The sequence below is a fragment of the Aquamicrobium terrae genome (assembly GCF_052978165.1).
Map to the genome: position 1 here is coordinate 2069967 of NZ_JBRKLZ010000001.1, position 22198 is coordinate 2092164.

General features: G+C 67.1%; 16 protein-coding genes. 6 read left to right on the forward strand and 10 right to left on the reverse strand.

Annotation, left to right across the window (positions count from 1 at the left end; genetic code table 11):
- Positions 1-158: 158 nt before the first annotated feature.
- Together ACVCNR_RS10370 and cueR are read right to left on the reverse strand one after the other, a co-directional pair.
- Positions 159-659, reverse strand: coding sequence for an MmcB family DNA repair protein (locus tag ACVCNR_RS10370; protein WP_354198079.1), 501 nt, complete (start codon positions 657-659; stop codon positions 159-161).
- Between the two features lie 86 nt (positions 660-745).
- On the reverse strand, positions 746-1150 hold the full coding sequence (cueR, locus tag ACVCNR_RS10375) for a Cu(I)-responsive transcriptional regulator (protein WP_354198081.1): 405 nt from the start codon (positions 1148-1150) through the stop codon (positions 746-748).
- Positions 1151-1357: 207 nt separating this feature from the next.
- Here cueR and ACVCNR_RS10380 point away from each other — a divergent pair, with 207 nt between their 5' ends.
- Positions 1358-1972, forward strand: a complete 615-nt coding sequence (locus ACVCNR_RS10380) for a L,D-transpeptidase (RefSeq protein ID WP_354198083.1) — start codon at positions 1358-1360, stop codon at positions 1970-1972.
- A gap of 132 nt (positions 1973-2104) precedes the next feature.
- Here the strand turns inward: ACVCNR_RS10380 and ACVCNR_RS10385 are convergent, their stop codons facing one another.
- From ACVCNR_RS10385 to ACVCNR_RS10405, 5 genes are all read right to left on the reverse strand, one after another.
- The gene (locus tag ACVCNR_RS10385; protein ID WP_354198085.1) at positions 2105-2674 is read right to left on the reverse strand and encodes a NifU family protein; all 570 of its coding nucleotides are present in this window, start codon (positions 2672-2674) and stop codon (positions 2105-2107) included.
- A 102-nt stretch (positions 2675-2776) separates the two neighbouring features.
- Positions 2777-3268 (reverse strand): universal stress protein, encoded by a 492-nt coding sequence (locus ACVCNR_RS10390; protein WP_354198087.1) that lies wholly within the window; start codon positions 3266-3268, stop codon positions 2777-2779.
- A 140-nt stretch (positions 3269-3408) separates the two neighbouring features.
- Positions 3409-4476 carry a tryptophan--tRNA ligase gene (trpS, locus tag ACVCNR_RS10395; protein WP_354198089.1) on the reverse strand — a complete coding sequence of 356 codons (1068 nt, stop codon included), beginning with the start codon at positions 4474-4476 and terminating at the stop codon, positions 3409-3411.
- 171 nt (positions 4477-4647) lie between these two features.
- On the reverse strand, positions 4648-6237 hold the full coding sequence (gene murJ / locus ACVCNR_RS10400; protein ID WP_447074716.1) for a murein biosynthesis integral membrane protein MurJ: 1590 nt from the start codon (positions 6235-6237) through the stop codon (positions 4648-4650).
- A gap of 217 nt (positions 6238-6454) precedes the next feature.
- On the reverse strand, positions 6455-9250 hold the full coding sequence (locus ACVCNR_RS10405; RefSeq protein ID WP_447074717.1) for a [protein-PII] uridylyltransferase: 2796 nt from the start codon (positions 9248-9250) through the stop codon (positions 6455-6457).
- Between the two features lie 184 nt (positions 9251-9434).
- On the opposite strand from ACVCNR_RS10405, the gene ACVCNR_RS10410 reads away from it, so the two are divergent.
- From ACVCNR_RS10410 to ACVCNR_RS10420, 3 genes are all read left to right on the forward strand, one after another.
- Positions 9435-11969, forward strand: coding sequence for a heavy metal translocating P-type ATPase (locus ACVCNR_RS10410; RefSeq protein ID WP_447074718.1), 2535 nt, complete (start codon positions 9435-9437; stop codon positions 11967-11969).
- 32 nt (positions 11970-12001) lie between these two features.
- A complete protein-coding gene (gene copM, locus ACVCNR_RS10415) occupies positions 12002-12391 on the forward strand; it encodes a CopM family metallochaperone (RefSeq protein ID WP_354198097.1) in 390 nt (129 codons plus the stop codon).
- Positions 12392-12457: 66 nt separating this feature from the next.
- A complete protein-coding gene (locus ACVCNR_RS10420; RefSeq protein WP_354198099.1) occupies positions 12458-13297 on the forward strand; it encodes an aldo/keto reductase in 840 nt (279 codons plus the stop codon).
- A gap of 181 nt (positions 13298-13478) precedes the next feature.
- On the opposite strand, the gene map is transcribed toward ACVCNR_RS10420, so the two are convergent.
- Complete coding sequence (gene map / locus ACVCNR_RS10425) at positions 13479-14228, reverse strand: type I methionyl aminopeptidase (RefSeq protein ID WP_447074719.1); 750 nt, start codon at positions 14226-14228, stop codon at positions 13479-13481.
- A 74-nt stretch (positions 14229-14302) separates the two neighbouring features.
- Positions 14303-17023, reverse strand: coding sequence for a DNA mismatch repair protein MutS (mutS, locus tag ACVCNR_RS10430; protein WP_435521604.1), 2721 nt, complete (start codon positions 17021-17023; stop codon positions 14303-14305).
- A gap of 135 nt (positions 17024-17158) precedes the next feature.
- Between mutS and ACVCNR_RS10435 the strand changes: the two genes are divergently transcribed.
- Positions 17159-19438: an NADP-dependent malic enzyme gene (locus ACVCNR_RS10435; RefSeq protein ID WP_354198103.1), complete on the forward strand. Its 2280-nt coding sequence runs from the start codon at positions 17159-17161 to the stop codon at positions 19436-19438.
- Between the two features lie 228 nt (positions 19439-19666).
- Complete coding sequence (locus ACVCNR_RS10440) at positions 19667-21037, forward strand: dicarboxylate/amino acid:cation symporter (protein WP_447074721.1); 1371 nt, start codon at positions 19667-19669, stop codon at positions 21035-21037.
- Positions 21038-21112: 75 nt separating this feature from the next.
- On the opposite strand, the gene ACVCNR_RS10445 is transcribed toward ACVCNR_RS10440, so the two are convergent.
- A complete protein-coding gene (locus ACVCNR_RS10445; RefSeq protein ID WP_354198107.1) occupies positions 21113-22072 on the reverse strand; it encodes a DUF1402 family protein in 960 nt (319 codons plus the stop codon).
- Between the last annotated feature and the right edge of the window lie 126 nt (positions 22073-22198).

A 22198-nucleotide genomic window follows, 5' to 3' on the forward strand; every position in this document is an offset into this window, starting at 1 on the left:
GGCCTGATGAACTTGTTGCTGTAGGGCTACGTCCTTATTTTCCTACTGCCCTACTGCCCTACTGCCCTACTGCCCTACTGCCCTACTGCCCTACTGCCCTACTGCCCTACTGCCCTACTGCCCTACTGCCCTACTGTCCTACTGTCCTACTGCCCTTCCTATTCACTCTCTCCCTCCAGCGCCGGCACGGGCACGCCGGCAAGCTCGGCGGCGAGCAGGCGCGCCGCACCGGCGCGCGCCATACGCAGCATCAGCGCCTTGCGGGTGGCGGCGGGCAGCCGGTGCTCGGGCGCCTCGCGCATGATCTCGGCGCCGTAGCCGTCGGACAGGATGAAACCGCAATCGGGCGGGAAGATCTCGGCCGGCACGCCCGGATGGGTGGCGAAGAACAGCCGGTCCGAATGCAGCCGGTAATCCGGCCATTTGCGGTCGACGCGGAAATCCTCGACCGAGGACTTGATCTCGATGATCCAGATGTCGCCCTGCCGGGTCAGCGCCACGAGGTCGGCGCGGCGACCGGTGGCCAGCGACAATTCGGGTAGCACATGCGCCCCCATCTCCATCAGAAGGCGCTGCACGCCGCGGCGCACGAGCATGGCCCGCTCGGACTGGCGGCCGTCGGCGAGAGGGTTGCGGGGAATCGGCGAAACGATGGGCATGGCTCAGTATCGCCGATTTTGTTCACGGTTTGAACCTGTTTTTGTGCGCTTGGTGCATCGCGAATGCCGGAAAGGGCAGGGGCCGCTCAGCCTGCCGCGTGTTCCTTGGTCCCCGCCATCTCTTCCAGGATCGGGCAGTCGGGGCGGTCGTCGCCGTGGCAGGCATGGATGAGCTTCTGCAGCGTGGCGCGCATCGATTGCAGCTCGCCGATCTTCTCCTCGATCGCCGTGACATGGCTGGAGGCGATGCGGTGGACATCGGCGCTGGCGCGCGAGCGGTCGCGGTAGAGCGCCATCAGCTGCCGGCAATCCTCGATCGAGAAGCCGAGATTGCGGGCCCGCTTGAGAAAGGCGAGGCGATGCACATCCTCGCCGGTGTAGTCGCGATAGCCATTGGCCGAGCGCTGCGGCGCGATCAGCCCGATCTCCTCATAATAGCGGATGGTCTTGGCGGGGAGCCCGGTGCGGCGGGCGGCATCTCCGACATTCATGGATGCTGGCCTTTCGGAACGTTGATTTTCCTTCACATTCCCGTGAGTAACTGTTGCCCATTTGCAATAGTATGCAACTTACGCGCGGGTTGTGTCTGTCATATAGGCGCCGCCTGCTTGGCAAGCAAAGAAAAGCCGTCAATCAATACAGCGCCGAAGCCCGAGTCGGCTTCCACGAAGATTGGCGGGAGGGGGCAAGTCTTTTCGATGCGGATCAAAACGGTACTTGCGGCCCTTGCGCTCAGCGCGTCCCTTGCCGGGTGCAGCACCATCGGCACCACGCCGATGTTCTCCAACAGCTACGGCGCGGTGACCGATGCGGGCTACAGCCTGCCGCGCATTCCCATCGACAAGGTGCAGAAGAAGTACCACCGCCAGGTCGTCCGCTACGACACCAAGGAAAAGCCGGGCACCATCGTCGTCGATACCGGCGAGAAGTTCCTCTATCTGGTGATGGAAGACGGCAAGGCCATGCGCTACGGCATCGGCGTCGGCCGCGAGGGCTTCGAATGGCGCGGCACGGCGCGCGTCGCCATGAAGCGCGAATGGCCGACCTGGACGCCGCCCGCGCAGATGATCAAGCGCCAGCCGGAACTGGCCAAATATGCCGGCGGCATGGAGCCGGGGCTCAACAACCCGCTCGGCGCGCGCGCGCTCTACCTGTTCAACAAGGGTGGCGACACCGGATACCGGCTGCACGGCACGCCGGAGTGGAACTCGATCGGCAAGGCGATGTCGTCGGGCTGCATCCGCCTCATCAACCAGGACATCATCGACCTCTACAACCGCGCCGAAAGCGGCGCCAAGGTGATCGTGCTCTGAAACCGCGGGCTCTGCCCGAAAGAAGTTTGCATGCGGACCGTCTCGGCAACACGGACGTCCCAAACGAAAAACCGGGCCAAAAGCCCGGTTTTTTGTTGTTTTGAAGAGGGTCGGGGACGGCGTGGCGCCCGCTCAGGCGATCTGCTCGACCTGTTGCACTTCCGGCACGAAATGGCGCAGCAGGTTCTGGATGCCGTGCTTGAGCGTCGCCGTGGACGACGGGCAGCCGGCGCAGGAGCCCTTCATGTGCAGGAAGACGACGCCGTTCTCGTAGCCGCGGAAGGTGATGTCGCCGCCATCCTGGGCGACGGCGGGGCGCACGCGGGTGTCGAGCAGCTCCTTGATGGTGAGCACGATCTCCTCGTCCTCCTTGTCGTAGAACTCCTCGGTCTCGCTGCTTTCGGGAGCGGGACCGGCGCCGGCCATGACCGGCTGGTTCGACATGAAGTGTTCCATGATGGTGCCGAGGATGGCCGGCTTCAGATGCTGCCAGTCGGCGCCGTCCTTGGAGACGGTGATGAAGTCGTAGCCGAAGAATACGCCGGTGACGCCGGGAATGTCGAAAAGGCGCCCGGCCAGCGGCGAAGCGGTGCGCGCCGTCTCGGCATCGCGGAAATCCGCCGTGCCCTCGCGCAGCACCTCGCGGCCGGGCAGGAATTTCAGCGTGGCGGGGTTGGGGGTCGCCTCGGTCTGGATGAACATGGCCGTCTCCATGGCCGTTCCGGCCGTTGGGAAAATATCTTCTCTAGATAGTCCCGCAGCCCTTGCCGTTCAAGCCGTGCCGGCCATGGCGGACGATTGGCCTCAGGCGAGGCTTTCGATGTCCTCGTCCGAAAGGCTCTGCGGGATGACCGTCACCGGAATGGGGAAGGCCGCGCCCTTGCCGACCACGGAGGCGACCAGCGGCCCGGGACCTTCCTTGCCGGAGCCCGCGGCCAGGACCAGTATGGCGATGTCCTGGTCTTCCTCGATCAACTTGTGGATTTCCTCAACGCGGCTGCCCTCGCGCACCACCAGCTCGGGCTCGATGCCGAATCTCTGGCGCACGCGGGTGGCCTGCGCGTCGAGCGCGGCGTGCGCGGCGGCCGTCGCCTCCTCGCGCATGATCTTCTCGACGCCCAGCCATTGCTGGAAATCTTCCGTTTCGATCACATAGAGCAGCACCAGCACGCCATTGGTGCTTTGCATGCGGATCGAGGCGTAGGTGACCGCCCGTTCCGATTCGGGGGTTTCGTCGATGATCGCCAGGAACTTGCGGCGATGACCAGCTTCCCGGCTGAGACGTTTGGATACCATATGCGTGATCTGCCCTGCTGGCTTGTGATCTGGCATTGGAACAACCGGCAACCGAGGATGCTTCCCGGTCCGGTGCTCCAACCGGCGCAATCTGCCACCGGCCGAAGCCGGCGGCAAGAGCGCAGCGACCCGGTCCGGCGTCAGTCCTGCAACAGGCCGATGATGTCGCGCACCGCGCGCATGGTCTGCTCGGCCAGCGCGCCGGCACGCTCGCCGCCATCCTTCAGCACGGCGTCGATATGGCCGGGATCGGCCACCAGCCGGCGCATCTCCCCGGCGACGGGGGCGAGCTTGTCGACCGCCAGATCGGCCAGCGCCGGCTTGAAGGCGGAGAACTGCTGGCCGCCGAATTCCTTCAGCACCGCCTCGCGGCTGGTTTCGGCAAGGCCGGCATAGATGCCGACGAGGTTGTCGGCTTCCGGCCGCCCGGCAAGGCCCTCGACGTCGCCCGGCAGCGGCTCGGGGTCGGTCTTGGCCTTCTTGATCTTCTTCGAGATGGCGTCGGCATCGTCGGTGAGGTTGATGCGCGACAGGTCGGAGGGGTCCGACTTCGACATCTTCTTGGAGCCGTCGCGCAGGCTCATGACGCGCGTCGCCGGCCCGCCGATCACCGGTTCGGTGAGGGGGAAGAAGCCGTTGACGGTCTCGTCGCCCATCTGCATCTCCACGCCCAGCCCCAGCTCGGCGATGCGGCCGGAGAAGTCGTTGTTGAACTTCTGGGCGATGTCGCGGGTCAGTTCCAGATGCTGCTTCTGGTCGTCGCCCACCGGCACATGGGTGGCGCGGTAGACGAGGATGTCGGCCGCCATCAGGCTCGGATAGGCGAGCAGGCCGAGCGAGGCGTTCTCGCGGTCCTTGCCGGCCTTGTCCTTGAACTGCGTCATCCGGTTCATCCAGCCGATGCGCGCCACGCAGTTGAAGATCCAGGCCAGCTCCGCATGCTGCATGACGCGGGACTGGTTGAAGACGATGTGCTTCTTCGGGTCGATGCCGGCGGCGAGGAAGGCGGCGGTAATCGAGCGCGTTTGCGAGGCGAGGTCGTCATGGACGAGCTGGGCGGTCAGCGAATGCAGGTCGACCACGCAGTAGATGCAGTCGGAGGTCTCCTGCAGGGCGACGAATTTGCGGATGGCGCCGAGATAGTTGCCGAGATGCAGGTTGCCGGTCGGCTGGACCCCGGAAAAGACGAGTGGCTTGAAGGCGGTCATGATGTCTTCCTGGCTTGTGGAGGGCCGTTCGAGCATGACCCCCGCAAGCGTTCGGCTTTCGGACGGAATCATGCGGCCGGAAACCCCGCGTGGCGAAATTCACCGACGCGGGCTTATGGACGATGGCCCCCGCACAATCAAGGGGTGGCCATCAAGGGGACATGTGCGCCGTCACTCTTCCATGCTGGCCGCAGCGGTCTGTCCTCGCCTGATGTTGCGGCGGATCATGGCGATGTCGGCCCCGCCCGTCGCGAAGGCGAGCACGAAATAGAGCAGCGCCCCCGCCCCGCACAGCAGCGCCAGCGCCGTCGCCTGCGACAGCGCCGGGGCGGAAGAGGCCAGCCACGGCGCCAGCCAGATCGCGCCGCCGTAAAGGGCTCCGCCCATCAGCGCCGAGGACAGCACCAGCCGGGGAATGCGCCGCATCAGCGGCGCGTCATGGCCCCAGTGGCCGCGCCGGACCAGAACGGCGAGCAGCATCAGGGCGTTGACCCAGCCGGCGATCGCCGAGGCCACCGCGATGCCCGGCGCGCCCATGCGGGGGAACAGCATCAGCGCCGTGGCGATGTTGACCGCCACCGAAATGGCGGCGAACACCATCGGCGTCTTGGTGTCCTCGCGCGCGAAATAGCCGGGCGTGAAGGCCTTGATGAGCACGAAGGCGGGCAGGCCGAGGCCGAATATGGCAAGGATCGCCGAGACCGTGGAGGTGGCGCCGCTGGCGGCGAATTCGCCGCGTTCGTAGAGCAGGCGCACGATCGGCTCCGAAATCGCCAGCAGCGCGGCGGCGGCGGGCAGGGTGAGGAACAGCGTGAACTCGACCGAGCGGTTCTGGAGGCTGGCGGCCTCGACCAGATTGCCGGCCTTCAGCGCCCGCGACAGTTCGGGCAGCAGCACGATGGCCACCGCGATGCCGACCACGCCGAGCGGAAGCTGGTAGACGCGGTCGGCGAGCGCCAGCGACGACACCGCGCTGGCCTGCGTGGAGGCGATGGCCGTGCCGATCAGCGTGTTGATCTGGGTGATGCCGCCGGTGATCGCCGCCGGCAGCGCCAGCCACAGAAGCCGCTTCACATTGGGCGTCAGGCGCGGCCGCTTGAAGCCGATGGAAATGCCGGCATGGCGGGCCGCGATCCAGACGATGGCCAGTTGCACGACGCCTGCCGCCATCACGCCCCAGGCCATGGCATAGCCGACGCTGAGGCCGTCGGCGCCCTTGTACCAGGCATGGCCGAGCACGGCGATCAGAATCACGTTGAGGAAGACGGGGGCGATCGCCGCGGCGAAATAGCGGCGCAGGGAATTGAGCATGCCGGCCATCATCGCCGCCAGCGACATGCACATCAGATAGGGGAACATGATGGTGGCGAGCGCGACGGTGAGGCCGTATTTCTGCGGGTCGCCGGCAAAGCCGGGCGCGATGATGGTGCGCACCAGAAGCGGCATGGCCAGTTCCATGACGATGGTCAGCGCGATCAGCACCGAGAACAGCACGCCGAACACCTCCTCGGAGAAGCGGCGCGCCCCGTCGATGCCGCCGGCCTCGATCTCCTTGGCGAACAGCGGCACGAAGGCGGTGTTGAAGGCGCCCTCGGCGAACAGGCGCCGGAAGGTGTTGGGGAACTGGAAGGCGGCATAGAAGGCGTCGGCCACCGGGCCGGTGCCGAGCGCGGCGGCCATCAGCATCTCGCGGGTGAAGCCGAGCACGCGGCTCATCAGCGTGCCGGAGGCGACCGTCGCGAATTTTTTGACGAGGCTCAACTGACTAACGCTCCTGCAACGCGGCTACCGTCATCCCGGAACGCCGGAAGGCGAAGCCTGGAGGCATATCCGGGATCCATTCCGTGACGTGGCCAGATACCGGCATGGATCCCGGCTCTGCCCTCGCTTCGCTCGGTTGGCCGGGATGACGCGGAGTCTGGGAAACGGTTCTTCCCGCAAGGGAACGAGACGCAAATGACTGCAACGGCATCGTCACCTATTCCGCCGCCGAGCGGGGCTTGTAAAGCTCGCCGAAACCCGCGCCCTCCAGCACCTCGACCAGGCGTTTGCGGATGGCGGCGATGCGGGCCGGGTTCTCGACCTTCTGCCCGGTCAGGTCGGTGACATAGAAGGTGTCGATGACCTTTTCGCCGAAGGTGGTGATGTGGGCCGAGGCGATGTCGAGCGACAGGTCGGACAGCGCGCCGGTGATCTCCGACAGCAGGCCCGGCCGGTCCAGCCCCTCGACCTCGATGACCGAGAAGCGGTGGGAGAGCGTGTTGCGGATTTCGGCGCGGGGCGCGATGGTGAAGGCCTTGGAACTGCGCCTGCCCTTGCTGCGCTTGGCGATCACCTCAGGCAGCCAGCTCCGTCCCGCAAGCACGTCCTCGATCAGCGTGCCGACGCGCTCGGCGCGCCGCCGCTCGTCCTCGTCGAGGTCGAATTCGCGGTTGATCAAAATGGTGTCGAGGGCGCGCCCGTCGGCCGTGGTGAAGATCTGCGCGTCGACGATGTTGGCGCCGGCGGCGGCGCAGGCGCCGGCAATCACCGACAGCAGGCGGGGGTGGTCCTGCGCCAGTACGGTGATCTCGGTCACCGCCTCGAATTCATGCGTGCGCACCATGGTGTCGAGCTTGCGGCCGGCGGCATCGGCGGCCCGCACGAACTCGGCATGGCGAAGCTGGTCGGCAGGATCGACGGTGAGCAGGTAGTTCGGATAGAGCAGCCCGACATAGGCGGTGCGTGCCTCTTCCGTCCAGCCGGACAGGGCCTGGAGGAGCTGGTCGCGCGCCTCGTCGGCGCGCTCCGAGCGCGACATTTCCGAGAAGCCGCCGGTGAGAAGCAGTTCGGTCTCGTAATAGAGCGTGCGCAGGAGCTGGCCCTTCCAGCCGTTCCACACGCCGGGGCCGACGCCGCGGATGTCGCACACGGTCAGGATGAGCAGAAGCTTCAGCCGCTCCACCGACTGCACCACCGTGGCGAAGTCCTCAATGGTCTTGCGGTCGTTGAGGTCGCGCGTCTGCGCCGTCATCGACATCAGCAGATGGTTCTCGACCAGCCAGGAGACGGTCTCGGTGTCGGCCGCCGACAGGCCCATATGGGGGCAGATGCGCCGCGCGATGCGGGCCCCGGCGGTGGAATGGTCCTCCGGCCGCCCCTTGGCGATGTCGTGCAGCAGCACCGCCACATAGAGCGCGTCGCGGCTCTTGGAGAGGCCGGGCATCAGCGAATGCGACAGCGGATGCATGCGGGCATCGTCGCCGCGCTCGATCTCGGCCAGCACGCCCACGCAGCGGATCAGGTGCTCGTCCACCGTGTAGTGGTGGTACATGTTGAACTGCATCATGGCGACGATCTTGCCGAAATCGGGGATCAGCCGCCCGAGCAGCCCCGCTTCGTTCATGCGCCTGAGATTGAGTTCGGCGTAGCGGTCCGAGGTCAGGATGTCGAGGAACAGCCGGTTGGCCTCGGCGTCGCGGCGCAGCGCCTTGTCGACGAGGCGCAGCGAGCGCGTCACCAGCTTCAGCGCATCCGGGTGGAATTCCAGCCCGTGGCGGTCGGCGAACCAGAACAGGCGCAGCAGATTGACCGGGTCGCGCTCGAACACCTTGTCGTCGGCCACGCTGAGGCGGTGGTTGTCGACGACGAAATCGCTGCTGCCGGCCAGCTTTCGGCGCCGCCGGGTGAAACCGGCGAACATGCCGGCCATGCCAGGAACCTGCTTGGCCTGCTCCTCCTCAAGCCCGGCGCAGAAGATGCGGGTGAGATCGCCGACATCCTTGGCGATCAGGAAATAGTGCTTCATGAAGCGCTCGACCGCCGACAGGCCCGGATGGCTGGTGTAGCCGAGGCGCTCGGCGATGTCGCGCTGGATGTCGAAATGCAGCCGCTCCTCGGCCTTGCCCGTGAGGAAATGCATCTGGCAGCGCACCGCCCACAGGAAATCCTCGGATTTCAGGAACAGCCTGTATTCGCTTTGGGTGAACACGCCCTTGCCGACCAGTTCGGCGCCGCTGCGCACCCGGTAGTAGTATTTGCCGATCCAGAACAGCGTGTGCAGGTCGCGCAGGCCGCCCTTGCCGTCCTTGACGTTGGGCTCGACCAGATAGCGGCTTTCGCCGGCCTTGGCGTGGCGCACGTCGCGCTCGGCCAGCTTGGCCTGGGCGAATTCGGCCCCGGTGGTCGCCACCACCTCGCGGTCGAAGCGCGCCATCAGCTCGCGGCTCAGCGCCTCCTCGCCGCACAGGAAGCGGCTTTCCAGCAGCGAGGTGCGGATGGTCATGTCGGCGAACGACAGGCGGATGCATTCGTCGATGTTGCGGGTGGCGTGGCCGACCTTCAGCCCCATGTCCCACAGCATGTAGAGCATGTATTCGGCAATCTGCTCGCTCCACGGCGTCTGCTTGTAGGGCAACAGGAACAGGAGGTCGATGTCGGAGCCCGGCGCCAGCGTGCCGCGCCCGTATCCGCCCACCGCCACCACCGCCATGCGCTCGGCGGTCGAGGGATTGTCGGCCGGATAGACGCGGGTCGCGGTGAATTCGTAGAGCGCCCGCACGATCTCATCCATGACATGCGAGAGCCGGCGCGCGCAGGCCGCGCCGCCGCCGTCCTGCCGCAGTAATTCCTCGGCAATGCGCAGCCCCTCCTTGCGCCGCCGCTTGAGCAGCGCAAGCACGGCGTTGCGGGTCTCGGAAGCGCCGGCGGCCCGCTCGCCGGCCAACACCGCCAGTTCGGCGCGCAGTGCGGTGCCGTCGATGAGTTCGTCCAGCCTGAGCGCGATCCTGGCCATGCGTGCCGGCTTTTCCCGTGGTTCGGAGCCGCGTCTATAGCCTGTTTCCGGTGAAAACGGTATGGGCTTGCCGCCGCCCATGCCGGCCTGCCCGTTATCGATCAGCGATGCCTCAAGAAGGGCCCTTGACCTTCCAGTGACTGGAAGCCCTATCTCGGAACAAAGCAGTTTGAATGAGGCTGTCATGGCACACGACCACCATAACCACACACACGGCCACACGCCCCACCACGGGCACGGGGGCGGCGGCTCCTGCTGTTCCGGCGCCCCCGCCCTGGCCGACACGGCGGAAGTGGTGCGCGATCCCGTCTGCGGCATGACGGTCGATCCCGAAGCGGGCAAGCCGAGCCTCGTCCATGACGGCCACACCTATCACTTCTGCTGCGAAAGCTGCCGTACCAAGTTCGCGGCCGACCCGGACGCCTACGTCACCGCAAAAGACCCGGTGTGCGGCATGAAGGTGGACCGTGCCAGCGCCCGCCATTTCCTGCGCCATCAGGGCGAGAGGCATTATTTCTGCTCGGCGCGCTGCCTGGAAAAATTCGAGGCCGAGCCCGAAAAATATCTCGGCGACCGCCCGGCGCCCGAGCCGATGCCGGCCGGCACCCAGTACACCTGCCCGATGCATCCCGAGATCGTCCAGGACAACCCCGGCGACTGCCCGCTCTGCGGCATGGCGCTGGAGCCGATGGGCGTGCCGACCGGCGAGGAAGGCCCGAACCCCGAGCTGGTCGATTTCACCCGCCGCTTCTGGGTCAGCGTCGCGCTGGCGCTGCCGCTGGTGGTCATCTCCATGGGGCCGATGGTCGGCCTGCCGGTGCGCGACTGGCTGGGCGAACGGGTGGCCGTGTGGGCCGAATTCGCGCTGGCCACGCCTGTGGTGCTGTGGGCGGCGTTTCCGTTCTTCAAGCGCGGCTGGGCCTCGATCCTCAACCGCAGCCCCAACATGTGGACGCTGATCTCCATCGGCGTGGCGGCGGCCTATCTCTACAGCGTCGTGGCGACGCTGTTCCCCGACCTGTTCCCGCATGAGGTGCGCGGCCACGGCGATTCGGTGCCGGTCTATTTCGAGGCGTCCGCCGTCATCATCGCGCTGGTCTTCCTCGGCCAGGTGCTGGAACTGAAGGCGCGCGAGAAGACCGGCTCGGCCATCCGCGCCCTGCTCGATCTCGCGCCCAAGACCGCGCGGCTGATCGGCGCCGACGGCTCCGAGCGCGACGTGCCGCTGGCCGAGGTCAGGACGGGCGAGCGGCTGCGCATCCGTCCCGGCGAATCGGTGCCGGTCGACGGCATCGTCGAACAGGGCCGCTCCACCGTCGACGAATCGATGATCACCGGCGAGCCCATCCCGGTCGAGAAGGGCGAGGGCGACAGCCTGATCGGCGGCACGCTGAACCGCAACGGCACGCTGGTCATGCGGGCCGAGAAGGTGGGCTCCGAAACCACCCTGTCGCGCATCGTGGAGCTGGTCGCCAAGGCGCAGCGCAGCCGCGCGCCGATCCAGAGCCTTGCCGACCGCGTGTCGGCCTGGTTCGTGCCGACCGTGGTGCTGGTCGCCATCCTCGCCTTCATCAGCTGGATGACCTTCGGGCCGGAGCCGCGCCTCGTCTTCGCCATCGTCTCGGCGGTGTCGGTGCTGATCATCGCCTGCCCCTGTGCGCTGGGCCTGGCGACGCCGATGTCGATCATGACCGCCACCGGGCGCGGGGCGCAGGCCGGCGTGCTGATCCGCGAGGCGGCCGCGCTGGAGCGGCTGGCCGCCGTCGACACGCTGATCGTCGACAAGACGGGAACGCTGACCGAGGGCCGTCCGGAGCTGACCGATGTCCGCGCCGAGGACGGCTTCGACGAGAACGAGGTGCTGGCGCTGGCCGCGGCAATCGAGCAGGGCTCCGAGCATCCGCTGGCCGAGGCCATCGTCGCCGGCGCCAAGGCGCGTGGGCTGTCTCTCCCGGCTGCCGGCGATTTCGAGGCGGTCAACGGCAAGGGCGTGTCCGGCACGGCCGACGGGCACAAGCTGGTGCTCGGCAATGCGCTGTTCATGCAGGAGCACGGCATCGACGCCACGCTCATCTCGCAGCATGCGGATGAACTGCGCGAGAACGGGCGCTCGGCCATCCTCGTCGCCATCGATGGCAAGCCGGCGGGCGTGGTGGCGGTTTCGGACCCGATCAAGCCGACCGCGGCGGAGGCGCTGCGCGAGCTGACGCGTTCGGGCATGCGCATCGTCATGGCGACCGGCGACAATGAGCGCACCGCCAGGGCCATTGCCGCCAATCTCGGCATTGCCGAGGTGCGGGCCGGCATGCTGCCGGAGGCCAAGGCCGATCTGGTGGCGGAGCTGAAGGGCAAGGGCGCGGTGGTGGCCATGGCCGGCGACGGCATCAACGATGCGCCCGCCCTTGCCGCCGCCGATGTCGGCATCGCCATGGGCACCGGTGCCGACGTGGCACTGGAAAGCGCCGGTATCACGCTGGTCAAAGGTGACCTCACCGGCATCGTGCGGGCGCGCCACCTGGCGGCAAAGACGCTGTCCAACATAAGGCAGAACCTGTTCTTCGCCTTCCTCTACAACGCGCTCGGCGTGCCGGTGGCGGCCGGCGTGCTCTATCCGATCACCGGCACGCTGCTGTCGCCAATGCTGGCCGCGGCCGCCATGAGCCTGTCGTCGGTCTCGGTGATCGCCAATGCGCTCCGGCTGCGGGCGGTGAAACTCTGAAGGCGGGCAGCGGGGCACCACACAGGAGAACCATGACGATGTGCAGGAAAATGAAGATCGCCGCCGTTGCCGCCGCTCTCGCTGTCGGCCTCGGCAGCTCCCAGCTCGCCTTGGCGCAGGACGACCACAGCGGCCACGGCGCGCCGGCGGCGGCCACGGAAAGCGCTTCCATTGCCGGCTACAAGGCGGCCATGGACAAGATGCATGCCGCCACGGCGGCGATGGACTACAGCGGCGACGCCGATGTCGATTTCGCCCGCGGCATGATCCCCCATCATCAGGCGGCCATCGACATGGCCAGGGTGGTGCTGGAGCACGGCAAGGACCCGGAGATGCGCAAGCTGGCCGAGGAGGTCATCACCGCGCAGGAAGCCGAGATCCGGCAGATGCAGGAGTGGCTGGAGGCGCATCCGGTGCAGTAGGGCCGGCAAAAAATTGCCTCCCTTGCCGATCCGCGTCATCATGGCCTGATTCCCGTCAGCCGGAGGATGCCGATGCCGATCAGAACCACCGCCTTGCCGTGCGGCGAGCCCGTGCCCGTCTTCGGGCTCGGCACATGGATGATGGGCGAGCGCAAGGAAAGCTTCGCCGACGAGGTGGCGGCGCTGCGGCTCGGCCTCGATCTCGGCGCGACGCTGATCGACACGGCCGAGATGTACGCGGATGCCGAACTGGTGGTGGGCGAGGCGGTAAAAGGGCGGCGCGACGGCCTGTTCATCGTCTCCAAGGTGCTGCCCTCCAACGCCTCGCACGCCGGCACCGTGGCCGCCTGCGAGCGCAGCCTGAAGCGGCTCGGCACCGACCGCATCGACCTTTTCCTGCTGCACTGGCGCGGCGGCGTGCCGCTCGCCGAGACGGTGGAGGCGTTCGAGGCGCTGAAGGCGGCCGGCAAGATCCGCCACTGGGGCGTCTCCAATTTCGACACCGACGACATGGAAAAACTGTCGGCGCTGCCCGCCGGCGGCAACTGCCAGAGCAACCAGGTGCTCTACAACCTGACCCGGCGCGGCATCGAGTTCGACCTCCTGCCATGGAGCCGCGAGCGCTCCATGCCCGTCATGGCCTATTCGCCGATCGAGCAGGGCGCGCTGGCCGGCAACCGCGCCCTCCAGGCCGTCGCCGACCGCCATGGCGCGAGCCTGGCCCAGATCGCGCTGGCCTGGGTGATGCGAGGGGACGGCGTCATCGCCATCCCCAAGGCGGTGAGGCCGGAGCATGTGCGCCAGAACATCGCCGCCGCGGACATTTCGCTGACGCAGGACGATCTCGCCGCGCTCGACCGCGCCTTCGCGCCGCCCTCGCGCAAGCGGCCGCTGGAGATGATCTAAGATCATTTCCGGTTCAGGCGGGCCTGCCCCTCATCCCCCTGCCGGGAGCCTCTCCCCGCGCGCGGGGAGAAGGATGCCGTCCGCAACGCCGATCTCCTCCTTCTCCCGTCTGCGGGGAGAGAGGCTATTTTTGTCGAACTGACAGGTTCCGACCCTGTGCAGGCAAGGTCGGGACGGGACCTCAGCCCGGCAGGGTCACCACCACCGGCCCGCCGCGCGTGGCGACGACAGTATGTTCATATTGCACGGTCGGTGCGTGCGGTTCGCTGTAGAGCGTCCAGTCGTCGCCGCCGCCCTCCGCCCATTCCGCGCCCAGCGACAGGAACGGCTCGACCGTGAAGACGAGGCCGTCATTCATGATGCGGCGCTCCGAACGGTCCGGCCATGTCGAGATGGAAGACGGCTCCTCGTGCAGCGAGCGGCCGACGCCGTGGCTGGCGAGGTTGCGCACCAGCGTATAGCGGTTCTTGTCGGCAAAGGCGCCGATCGCCCGGCCGATGCCGGAAAGCGGCTTGTCCGCCCCCACCTGCGCGATTCCCGTCCACATGGCCCGCTTGCCGTCCCGGCACAGCCGCTCGATCGGGCGCGACACCGGCGGCACGGTGAACGACGCGCCGGTGTCGGCGAAGAAGCCGTTCTTTTCCGCCGATACGTCGATATTGACGAGGTCGCCCTTCTCGATGCGGCGGTTGCCGGGAATGCCGTGGGCGATCTCCTCGTTGACGCTGATGCAGGTTGCACCGGGAAAGCCATAGGCAAGCTCCGGCCCGGAGCGGGCGCCGGCCTGTTCCAGCAGCCTGCGGCCGAATGCGTCCAGCTCGGCCGTCGTCATGCCCGGCTCGATGGCGCCGCCCATCGCCTTGAGCGTATCGGCGACGATGCGGCCGATCTCCTTGAGAGCGTCGAATTCGTCCTCGTTCGAAATGGTCATCGGCCTTGTTGCCCCGCTTTTCCGGTCACCCGCAGATAGGCCGCGCGCGCCGCCGTCGCAAGCCGAGGCCCGGTTCAGCCGGATGCCAGCCCCTTCAGCCGATAGATCGCCTCCAGCGCCTCGCGCGGCGTCATCTCGTCGGGATGCAAGCCGGCCAGCGTCTCGGTGAGCGCGTCGGAGCGCGGCGCGGGCTTGGGTGGCTCGCGCTTCACGGCCGCCGAGAACAGCGGCAGATCGTCGATCAGCCGCTCGGCCTTGCCGGAAACCTCGCCCGCCTCGAGCTGGTGCAGCACCTCGCGGGCGCGCGCCACCACGGCCTCCGGCAGGCCGGCGAGGCGCGCGACCTGCACGCCGTAGCTGCGGTCGGCCGCGCCCTTGCCCACCTCGTGCAGGAAGACGACGTCGCCCTCCCATTCCTTGACCCGCATGGTGACGTTGTGGAGGCGTGTGAGCTTTTCGGCCAGCGCCGTCATCTCATGGAAATGGGTGGCGAAGATCGCCCGGCAGCGGTTCTGCTCGTGCAGATATTCCACCGCCGCCCAGGCGATGGAAAGCCCGTCGAAGGTGGCGGTGCCGCGCCCGATCTCGTCGAGGATCACCAGCGAGCGCTCGCCGGCTTGGTTGAGGATCGCCGCCGTCTCCACCATCTCGACCATGAAGGTCGAGCGCCCGCGCGCCAGGTCGTCGGAAGCGCCGACGCGGGAGAACAGCCGGTCGACCACGCCGATACGGGCCTTTGCGGCCGGCACGAAGGAGCCGGTCTGGGCGAGGATGGCGATCAGCGCGTTCTGGCGCAAGAAGGTCGACTTGCCGCCCATATTGGGGCCGGTCAGCAGCCAGATCGCTCCGTTCTTGCCGTCGCCCTCGGGCGACAGGTCGCAATCATTGGCGACGAACGGGCCTTCCCCGGAACGGCGCAGCGCCTGCTCCACCACCGGATGGCGGCCGCCCTCGATCTCGAAGGCAAGGCTTGCATCGACCTGCGGCCGGCACCAGTCCTCGCGCTCGGCCAGCAGCGCCAGCGCCGCAGATACGTCGAGCACGGCAAGCGCTTCGGCCCCGGCGCGGATCGCTTCCGCCTCGGCAACGGCTTCCTTCACCAGCGCCTCGAACACGGCCAGTTCGATGCTCAGCGCCCTTGCGGCGGCATTGGCGATCTTGCTCTCCAGACCCGCCAGTTCGGTCGTGGTGAAGCGCATGGCGTTGGCCATGGTCTGGCGATGGATGAAGCGCGCCTTGGCCGCGTCCGTGCCGGTCATTGCCGCCTGATGGTTGGCGGTCACCTCGATATAGTAGCCGAGCACATTGTTGTGCCGGATCTTGAGCGAGCGGATGCCGGTTTCCTCGGCCAAGTCGCGCTCCATGCCGGCGATGACCCGGCGGGATTCGGTCGCCAGCGCCCGCATCTCGTCGAGTTCGGCGTCGTAGCCGGCGCGCACGAAGCCGCCGTCGCGCCGGATCAGCGGCAACTCGTCGCCCAGCGCCCGTTCCAGATGCTGCGCCAGCGTAGACGGCAACGCGGCGATGGCCTGCAACGCATCCCTGATCTCGGCCGACGGCTCGGCCGTGGCGAACAGGCCGGCAATCGAAGCCGCCGCCGACAGGCCGGAACGCAGCGCCCCGAGGTCGCGCGGGCCGCCGCGGTTGAGGGCCAGCCGCGACAGGGCGCGGGGCATGTCGGCCACGCCCTTCAGCGCAAGGCGCACCGCTTCGCCGAGGCGCGGCTCGGTACGGAAGAAGGAAACCGAATCGAGCCGCGCGGCGATCGCGGCAGGGTCGGTCAGCGGCGCGGTCAGCCGTTCTGCCAGCAGGCGCGCGCCGCCGCCGGTCACCGTGCGGTCGATGGCCTTGAACAGCGAGCCTTCGCGATTGCCGGAGAGCGTGCGCAGCAGCTCCAGATTGGCGCGCGTCGCCGGATCGATGAACAGCGTGGTGCCGCTTTCCTCGCGCTCGGGGCGCGACAGCGGCGGCCGTTCCGCCTTCTGCGTCTTCTCGACATAGGCGATGATGCCGGAAATGGCCGACAACTCGGCGCGGCCGAACGTGCCGAAGCTGTCCGGCGTCGCCACCTCGAAGAAGCGGGCGATGCGGGCCGGCGCGGAGGTGGAATCGAACAGGCTGGAGGGCTGCGGATTGGCCACCCGCCCGAGCACGTCGAACACGGGCTTGAGATCGGGATCGTAGAACACCGGCTCGGCCACGATCAGCTCGCGCGGATCGACGCGCAATATGTCGGCGAGCAGCCGGTCCTGGGAGGTTTCGGCCACCCGGAATGCGCCGGTCGAAATGTCGATCCAGGCGAGCGCCCAGGCCTGGTCGGCGGCCCCCTTCACCCGGCCGAGCGCCATCAGGAAACTGGCTTCCGCCGGTGCCAGCAGCTTGTCCTCGGTGATGGTGCCGGGCGTCACCAGCCGGATCACGTCGCGCCGCACCACCGATTTGGAGCCGCGCTTCTTCGCCTCGGCCGGATCCTCGATCTGCTCGCAGACGGCGACGCGGAAGCCGAGCGCGATCAGCTTTTGCAGATAGTCGTCGGCGGCATGCACCGGCACGCCGCACATGGGGATGTCGTGGCCCTGATGCTTGCCGCGCTTCGTCAGCACGATGCCCAGCGCCTGCGCGGCCACCTCCGCATCGTCGAAGAACAGCTCGTAGAAATCGCCCATGCGATAGAACAGCAGCGAATCCGGGTTCGCCGCCTTGATCTCGAGATACTGTTCCATCATCGGCGTGGCGCCGGCTGCTGCCGCCGGCGTTTTCACGCTATCGGGAGGCGTGGGAGATGCGTCGTTCAAGAAACTGTTTCCAAAATTTCTGTAAGCATTGGCTTGGCGCTTTACGGTCGTGAAGTGTAGCCTTAATTGCGCAAACTCCACAAAAACAAGCCGCGGCCCGGACAAGCGCGGCGCCGGTGAGGAAAACTTTAGCACATGCCCAGCAAGACAGAGAACGCAAGCCCCTCAGTCAGTCCGGAGGAGGCGCTGGAATTCCACGCGCGGGGCCGCCCCGGCAAGCTGGAAGTTGTGCCGACCAAGCCGATGGCCACGCAGCGCGACCTGTCGCTCGCCTATTCGCCGGGCGTCGCCGTGCCGGTGCAGGCTATTGCAGAGGACCCCAGCCGCGCCTTCGACTACACCAGCCGCGGCAACATGGTGGCGGTGATTTCCAACGGCACCGCCATTCTCGGCCTCGGCAATCTCGGCGCGCTCGCCTCCAAGCCGGTGATGGAAGGCAAGGCGGTGCTGTTCAAGCGCTTCGCCGACGTCGATTCCATCGACCTGGAAGTCGACACCGAGGACGCCGACGAGTTCATCAATTGCGTGAAGTTCCTCGGCCCCTCGTTCGGTGGCATCAATCTGGAGGACATCAAGGCGCCGGAATGCTTCATCATCGAGCAGCGGCTGCGCGAATTGATGGACATTCCCGTCTTCCATGACGACCAGCACGGCACCGCCATCATCGCCGCCGCCGGCCTCATCAACGCGCTGGAGATCACCGGCCGCGACATGAAGACGACCAGGCTGGTCTGCAACGGCGCGGGCTCGGCCGGCATCGCCTGCATCGAGCTGATCAAGTCGATGGGCTTCTCGCCGGAGAACGTCCTTCTGTGCGACACCAAGGGCGTCGTCTACCAGGGCCGCGAGGAGGGCATGAACCAGTGGAAGTCGGCCCATGCGGTGAAGACCGACGCGCGCACGCTGGCCGACGCCATGGAGGGCGCCGACGTGTTCTTCGGCCTTTCCGCCAAGGGAGCGCTGACGCCGGCCATGGTCCAGTCCATGGCCAGGAACCCGATCATCTTCGCCATGGCCAATCCCGATCCGGAGATCACCCCGCAGGAAGTGGCCGAGATCCGCACCGACGCCATCATGGCGACCGGCCGGTCGGACTTTCCGAACCAGGTCAACAACGTGCTGGGCTTCCCCTACATCTTCCGCGGCGCGCTCGACGTGCAGGCCACCACCATCAATGACGACATGAAGATCGCCGCCGCCCATGCGCTGGCCGATCTGGCGCGCAAGGACGTGCCCGACGACGTCGCCGCCGCCTATCAGGGCAACCGCCCGAAATTCGGGGCCAACTACATCATTCCGGTGCCGTTCGACCCGCGCCTGATTTCCGCCATTCCGCTGGCGGTGGCCAAGGCTGCGATGGAAACCGGCGTGGCGCGCCGGCCGATCGTCAATCTGGAGCGCTACGCGCAGGAGCTTTCGGCCCGCCGCGACCCGATCGCCTCGACCTTGCAGCGCATCTACGACCGCGTGCGCCGCCAGCCCAAGCGCATCGTCTTCGCAGAGGGCGAGGAGGAGCAGGTCATGCGCGCCGCCGTCTCCTACGTCAATCAGGGGTTGGGCACCGCCATCCTGCTCGGCCGCGACGACATCATCAAGGAAAACGCCCGCCATGCCGGCATCGACCTCCACAAGCCCGGCATCGAGGTGATCAATGCGCGCCTGTCGCGCCGCAACGCGGTCTATGCCGACTACCTCTACGAGCGCATGCAGCGCAAGGGCTACCTGTTCCGCGACTGCCAGCGGCTGATCAACAACGACCGCAACCACTTCGCCGCCTGCATGGTGGCGCTGGGCGATGCCGACGGCATCGTCACCGGCGTCACCCGCAACTATTCGACGGCGCTGGAGGATGTGCGCCGCGTCATCGACGCCAAGCCCGGCCATTGCGTCATCGGCGCCTCCATCGTGCTGGCGCGCGGCCGCACGGTGATCGTCGCCGACACGGCCGTGCACGACATGCCCAATGCCGAGCAGATCGCCGACATCGCCGAGGAGGCGGCCAGCTTCGCGCGCCGCATGGGCTACGAGCCGCGCGTGGCTATGCTCGCCTATTCCACCTTCGGCCACCCGCAGGGCGAGCGCTCGGAGCGCATCCAGGAGGCGGTGAAGATCCTCGACAAGCGCCGCGTCGATTTCGAGTATGACGGCGAGATGGCCGCCGACGTGGCGCTCAACCCGGCCGCCATGCAGCAATATCCGTTCATGCGCCTGAACGGGCCGGCCAATGTGCTGGTCATGCCGGCCTTCCACTCGGCCTCCATCGCCACCAAGATGCTGCAGGAGCTGGGCGGCTCCACCGTCATCGGCCCGCTGCTGGTCGGCCTCAACAAGCCGGTGCAGATCGTGTCGCTCAACGCCAAGGACAGCGACATCGTCAACATGGCGGCGATCGCGGCCTTCTCCGCCGGCACCTGAACCGTTTCGGGCGGTCCCGCCTCCGGAGCCGCCCGATTTCAGGCAGGAAATTCTCCTGGATGAGAATCTGGTTTCCCGTGAATCGATTTCATGGGAAATAATTTTCTGGTTTTCCGGTCCGGCCAAAATTTCATCTGGTGAAAGCGGCCGCCGCGCGTTGTAAATTCCGGCCAATCTCGTAGCGGCGCGCCCGTGGCTGACGTGGCGCGCCTGAAAGAAGGTCCGGACATGTCCTCCTCTCCCCAAGCTGCCTCGCGCCCCGCGCGTGCGCCCAAACCCCTTTACGCCTCCTTCGGCTTCCAGGTTCTCGTCGCCATGGTGGTCGGCCTGGTGCTCGGCTACGTCGCCCGCCAGATGGGTCCCGACGCCGCCGGCAACGCCAACTGGCTGACGGTGACGCTGGCGACCATCGGCTCGTCCTTCGTCTCGCTGCTGAGGGCGCTGGTGCCGGTGCTGGTCTTCACGGCCATCGTCGCCTCCATCGCCAACCTGCGGGAGCTGAACAACGCCGCCCGGCTGGTCTGGCAGACGCTGTTGTGGTTCGCCGCCACCGCGCTGATCGCCGTCGTCATCGGCATCGCGCTCGGCCTCATCCTGCAGCCCGGCCTGCACACCGCGGTGACGGAAAGTGCTGCGCGCGCGCCGTCGTCCACCGGAAGCTGGCTCGATTTCCTCAAGGGCCTGATCCCGTCCAACATCCTCGGCCTCACCGCCTCCACCAGGATCACCGACGGCGCTGCCTCGACCAGCCTCGGCTTCAACGTGCTGCAGATCCTGGTGATCTCCATTGCCGTGGGTGTGGCGGCGCTGCGCGTCGGCCCCGCCGCCGATCCCTTCCTTGCCTTCAACCACTCGTTCCTGAAGGTGGTGCACAAGCTGTTGTGGTGGGTCATCCGCCTCACGCCCATCGGCACCATCGGCCTTCTGGGCAATGCGGTCGCCGTCTATGGCTGGGATGCGCTGGCGCAGCTCGGCTGGTACTCGGCCGCCATCTACATCGGACTGGCGCTGGTGCTGTTCGTGGTCTACCCGGTGCTGCTCGGCGCCAACGGGCTGAACCCGCTGCGCTTCTTCCAGGGCGCCTGGCCGGCGATCCAGCTCGCCTTCGTGTCGCGTTCGTCGATCGGCACCCTGCCGCTGACCGAGCAGGTGACCGAGAACAATCTCGGCGTGCCGCGCGAATATGCGGCCTTCGCCGTGCCGCTCGGCGCCACCACCAAGATGGACGGCTGCGCCTCGATCTATCCGGCGATCTCGGCCATCTTCGTCGCCCAGTTCTTCGGCATTGACCTCGCCATCCAGGACTACCTGCTGATCGTCTTCGTGTCGGTCATCGGCTCGGCCGCCACCGCCGGCCTTACCGGAGCCACCGTGATGCTGACCCTGACGCTGTCGACGCTGGGCCTGCCGCTGGAGGGCGTCGGCCTGCTGCTCGCCGTCGATCCGATCCTCGACATGGGCCGCACGGCCGTCAACGTCGCCGGCCAGGCGCTGGTGCCGACCATCGTCGCCAAGCGGCAGGGCATCCTCGACGAAAACGCCTACAATCGGGGCGAGATCGTCGAGCCGGACGACGGCCAGCTCGCGCCGGCCGAATAAGTCCGGCAAGACTTCAGGTAAAGAAAAGCCGGAGCGGTGTCGCCGCTCCGGCTTTTGTCGTCCGGGCCGGACCGCTCAGAACAGGGCCTTCAGCTCGTCCAGCTTGTCGTTGACCAGCCAGCCGTAATAGTTTTCCTGCGGCAGCTTCGGCGCCTCGCCCGCGGCCTTGCGGCGCGCATTCTCGGCCTTCAGCGCCTGTGCCCGGCCTTCCGGGTCGCCGACATTGTAGAGCGTGGCGGTGAGGCCGGGGTTGCCGGAAATGTCGAAGCCGGCGATCTGCCTGTAGGCATCGATGGAATGGCGGATCGTCGCCGCCACATAGGGCAGGGTCAGGTCCGGGTCCATGATGGTCTTGTAGACCTGGTTGGGGTCGCCCACGTCGAGCTTCGGCAGGCCCGAAACCTTGTGCACCATGTCGCTCATCTGCAAGGCGGTGAGCGGGTTGAGCTGGCCGAGGCCGAAGGTCTGGCCGGCATAGAGCGGCTGGAAGAAGGTGGCGCCGAAGCGGTCGTTGGGATAGCCGGTGCCGTCGACCGACCTGCCGCGGAACGACCTGTTCCACACCCGCTCGCGGCACTGCCACAGCCCGTAGCTGTCGGCCTTGTCGTCGCAGCCGTCGAATTCGGCCCGCTGCACGAAGTCCGACACGTCCTCGCCCTTGTAGGAGAAGGTCAGCCGGTTGGAGAGGTAGGAGATCGCCTTGACGTAGTAGGTCTGCAGCCGGTCATAGGCGTCGACATTGTAGGTGTGCTCGCCGACGATGGCGCCGACCATGTGGATCGGCTCGATGCCATAGGCGGCGGAGACCTTCGCGATCTTGCCGCGCAGCGCCGCGTCGTTCTTCAGCAGCGCGTAGATCTTGCGGTACTTGCCCTGGAAAGTGGTGCTCAGCGCCTGGGTGCGCCGCGTCGAGGCGCCCGGAACGGGCGGCTGCTCGACCGAGCGGTTGCCGGGCGGCACCGGCGTGGCGGCCTGCGCAGGCAGGGCGACAGCCGCCGCCAGCAGGCCGAGAACGACGGAAGTGACTTTCTTCATGTGGTGCTGCCCGAGGATGGATGCGGCACAAACTATGAAAACGGCGGCTCCAAGTCGAGGCCGTAAGCGTCTTGCCGGCCCGTACCGCGCCCGGCGTTGCATAAATGCGGCAATTCGGGCAGCGGC

Coding starts and splice junctions, on each gene's coding strand:
- ACVCNR_RS10370 (WP_354198079.1), bottom strand. CDS start 659: ATGCCCATCGTTTCGCCGATTCCCCGCAACCCTCTCGCCGACGGCCGC.
- cueR (WP_354198081.1), bottom strand. CDS start 1,150: ATGAATGTCGGAGATGCCGCCCGCCGCACCGGGCTCCCCGCCAAGACC.
- ACVCNR_RS10380 (WP_354198083.1), top strand. CDS start 1,358: ATGCGGATCAAAACGGTACTTGCGGCCCTTGCGCTCAGCGCGTCCCTT.
- ACVCNR_RS10385 (WP_354198085.1), bottom strand. CDS start 2,674: ATGTTCATCCAGACCGAGGCGACCCCCAACCCCGCCACGCTGAAATTC.
- ACVCNR_RS10390 (WP_354198087.1), bottom strand. CDS start 3,268: ATGGTATCCAAACGTCTCAGCCGGGAAGCTGGTCATCGCCGCAAGTTC.
- trpS (WP_354198089.1), bottom strand. CDS start 4,476: ATGACCGCCTTCAAGCCACTCGTCTTTTCCGGGGTCCAGCCGACCGGC.
- ACVCNR_RS10405 (WP_447074717.1), bottom strand. CDS start 9,250: ATGGCCAGGATCGCGCTCAGGCTGGACGAACTCATCGACGGCACCGCA.
- ACVCNR_RS10410 (WP_447074718.1), top strand. CDS start 9,435: ATGGCACACGACCACCATAACCACACACACGGCCACACGCCCCACCAC.
- copM (WP_354198097.1), top strand. CDS start 12,002: ATGACGATGTGCAGGAAAATGAAGATCGCCGCCGTTGCCGCCGCTCTC.
- ACVCNR_RS10420 (WP_354198099.1), top strand. CDS start 12,458: ATGCCGATGCCGATCAGAACCACCGCCTTGCCGTGCGGCGAGCCCGTG.
- map (WP_447074719.1), bottom strand. CDS start 14,228: ATGACCATTTCGAACGAGGACGAATTCGACGCTCTCAAGGAGATCGGC.
- ACVCNR_RS10435 (WP_354198103.1), top strand. CDS start 17,159: ATGCCCAGCAAGACAGAGAACGCAAGCCCCTCAGTCAGTCCGGAGGAG.
- ACVCNR_RS10440 (WP_447074721.1), top strand. CDS start 19,667: ATGTCCTCCTCTCCCCAAGCTGCCTCGCGCCCCGCGCGTGCGCCCAAA.
- ACVCNR_RS10445 (WP_354198107.1), bottom strand. CDS start 22,072: ATGAAGAAAGTCACTTCCGTCGTTCTCGGCCTGCTGGCGGCGGCTGTC.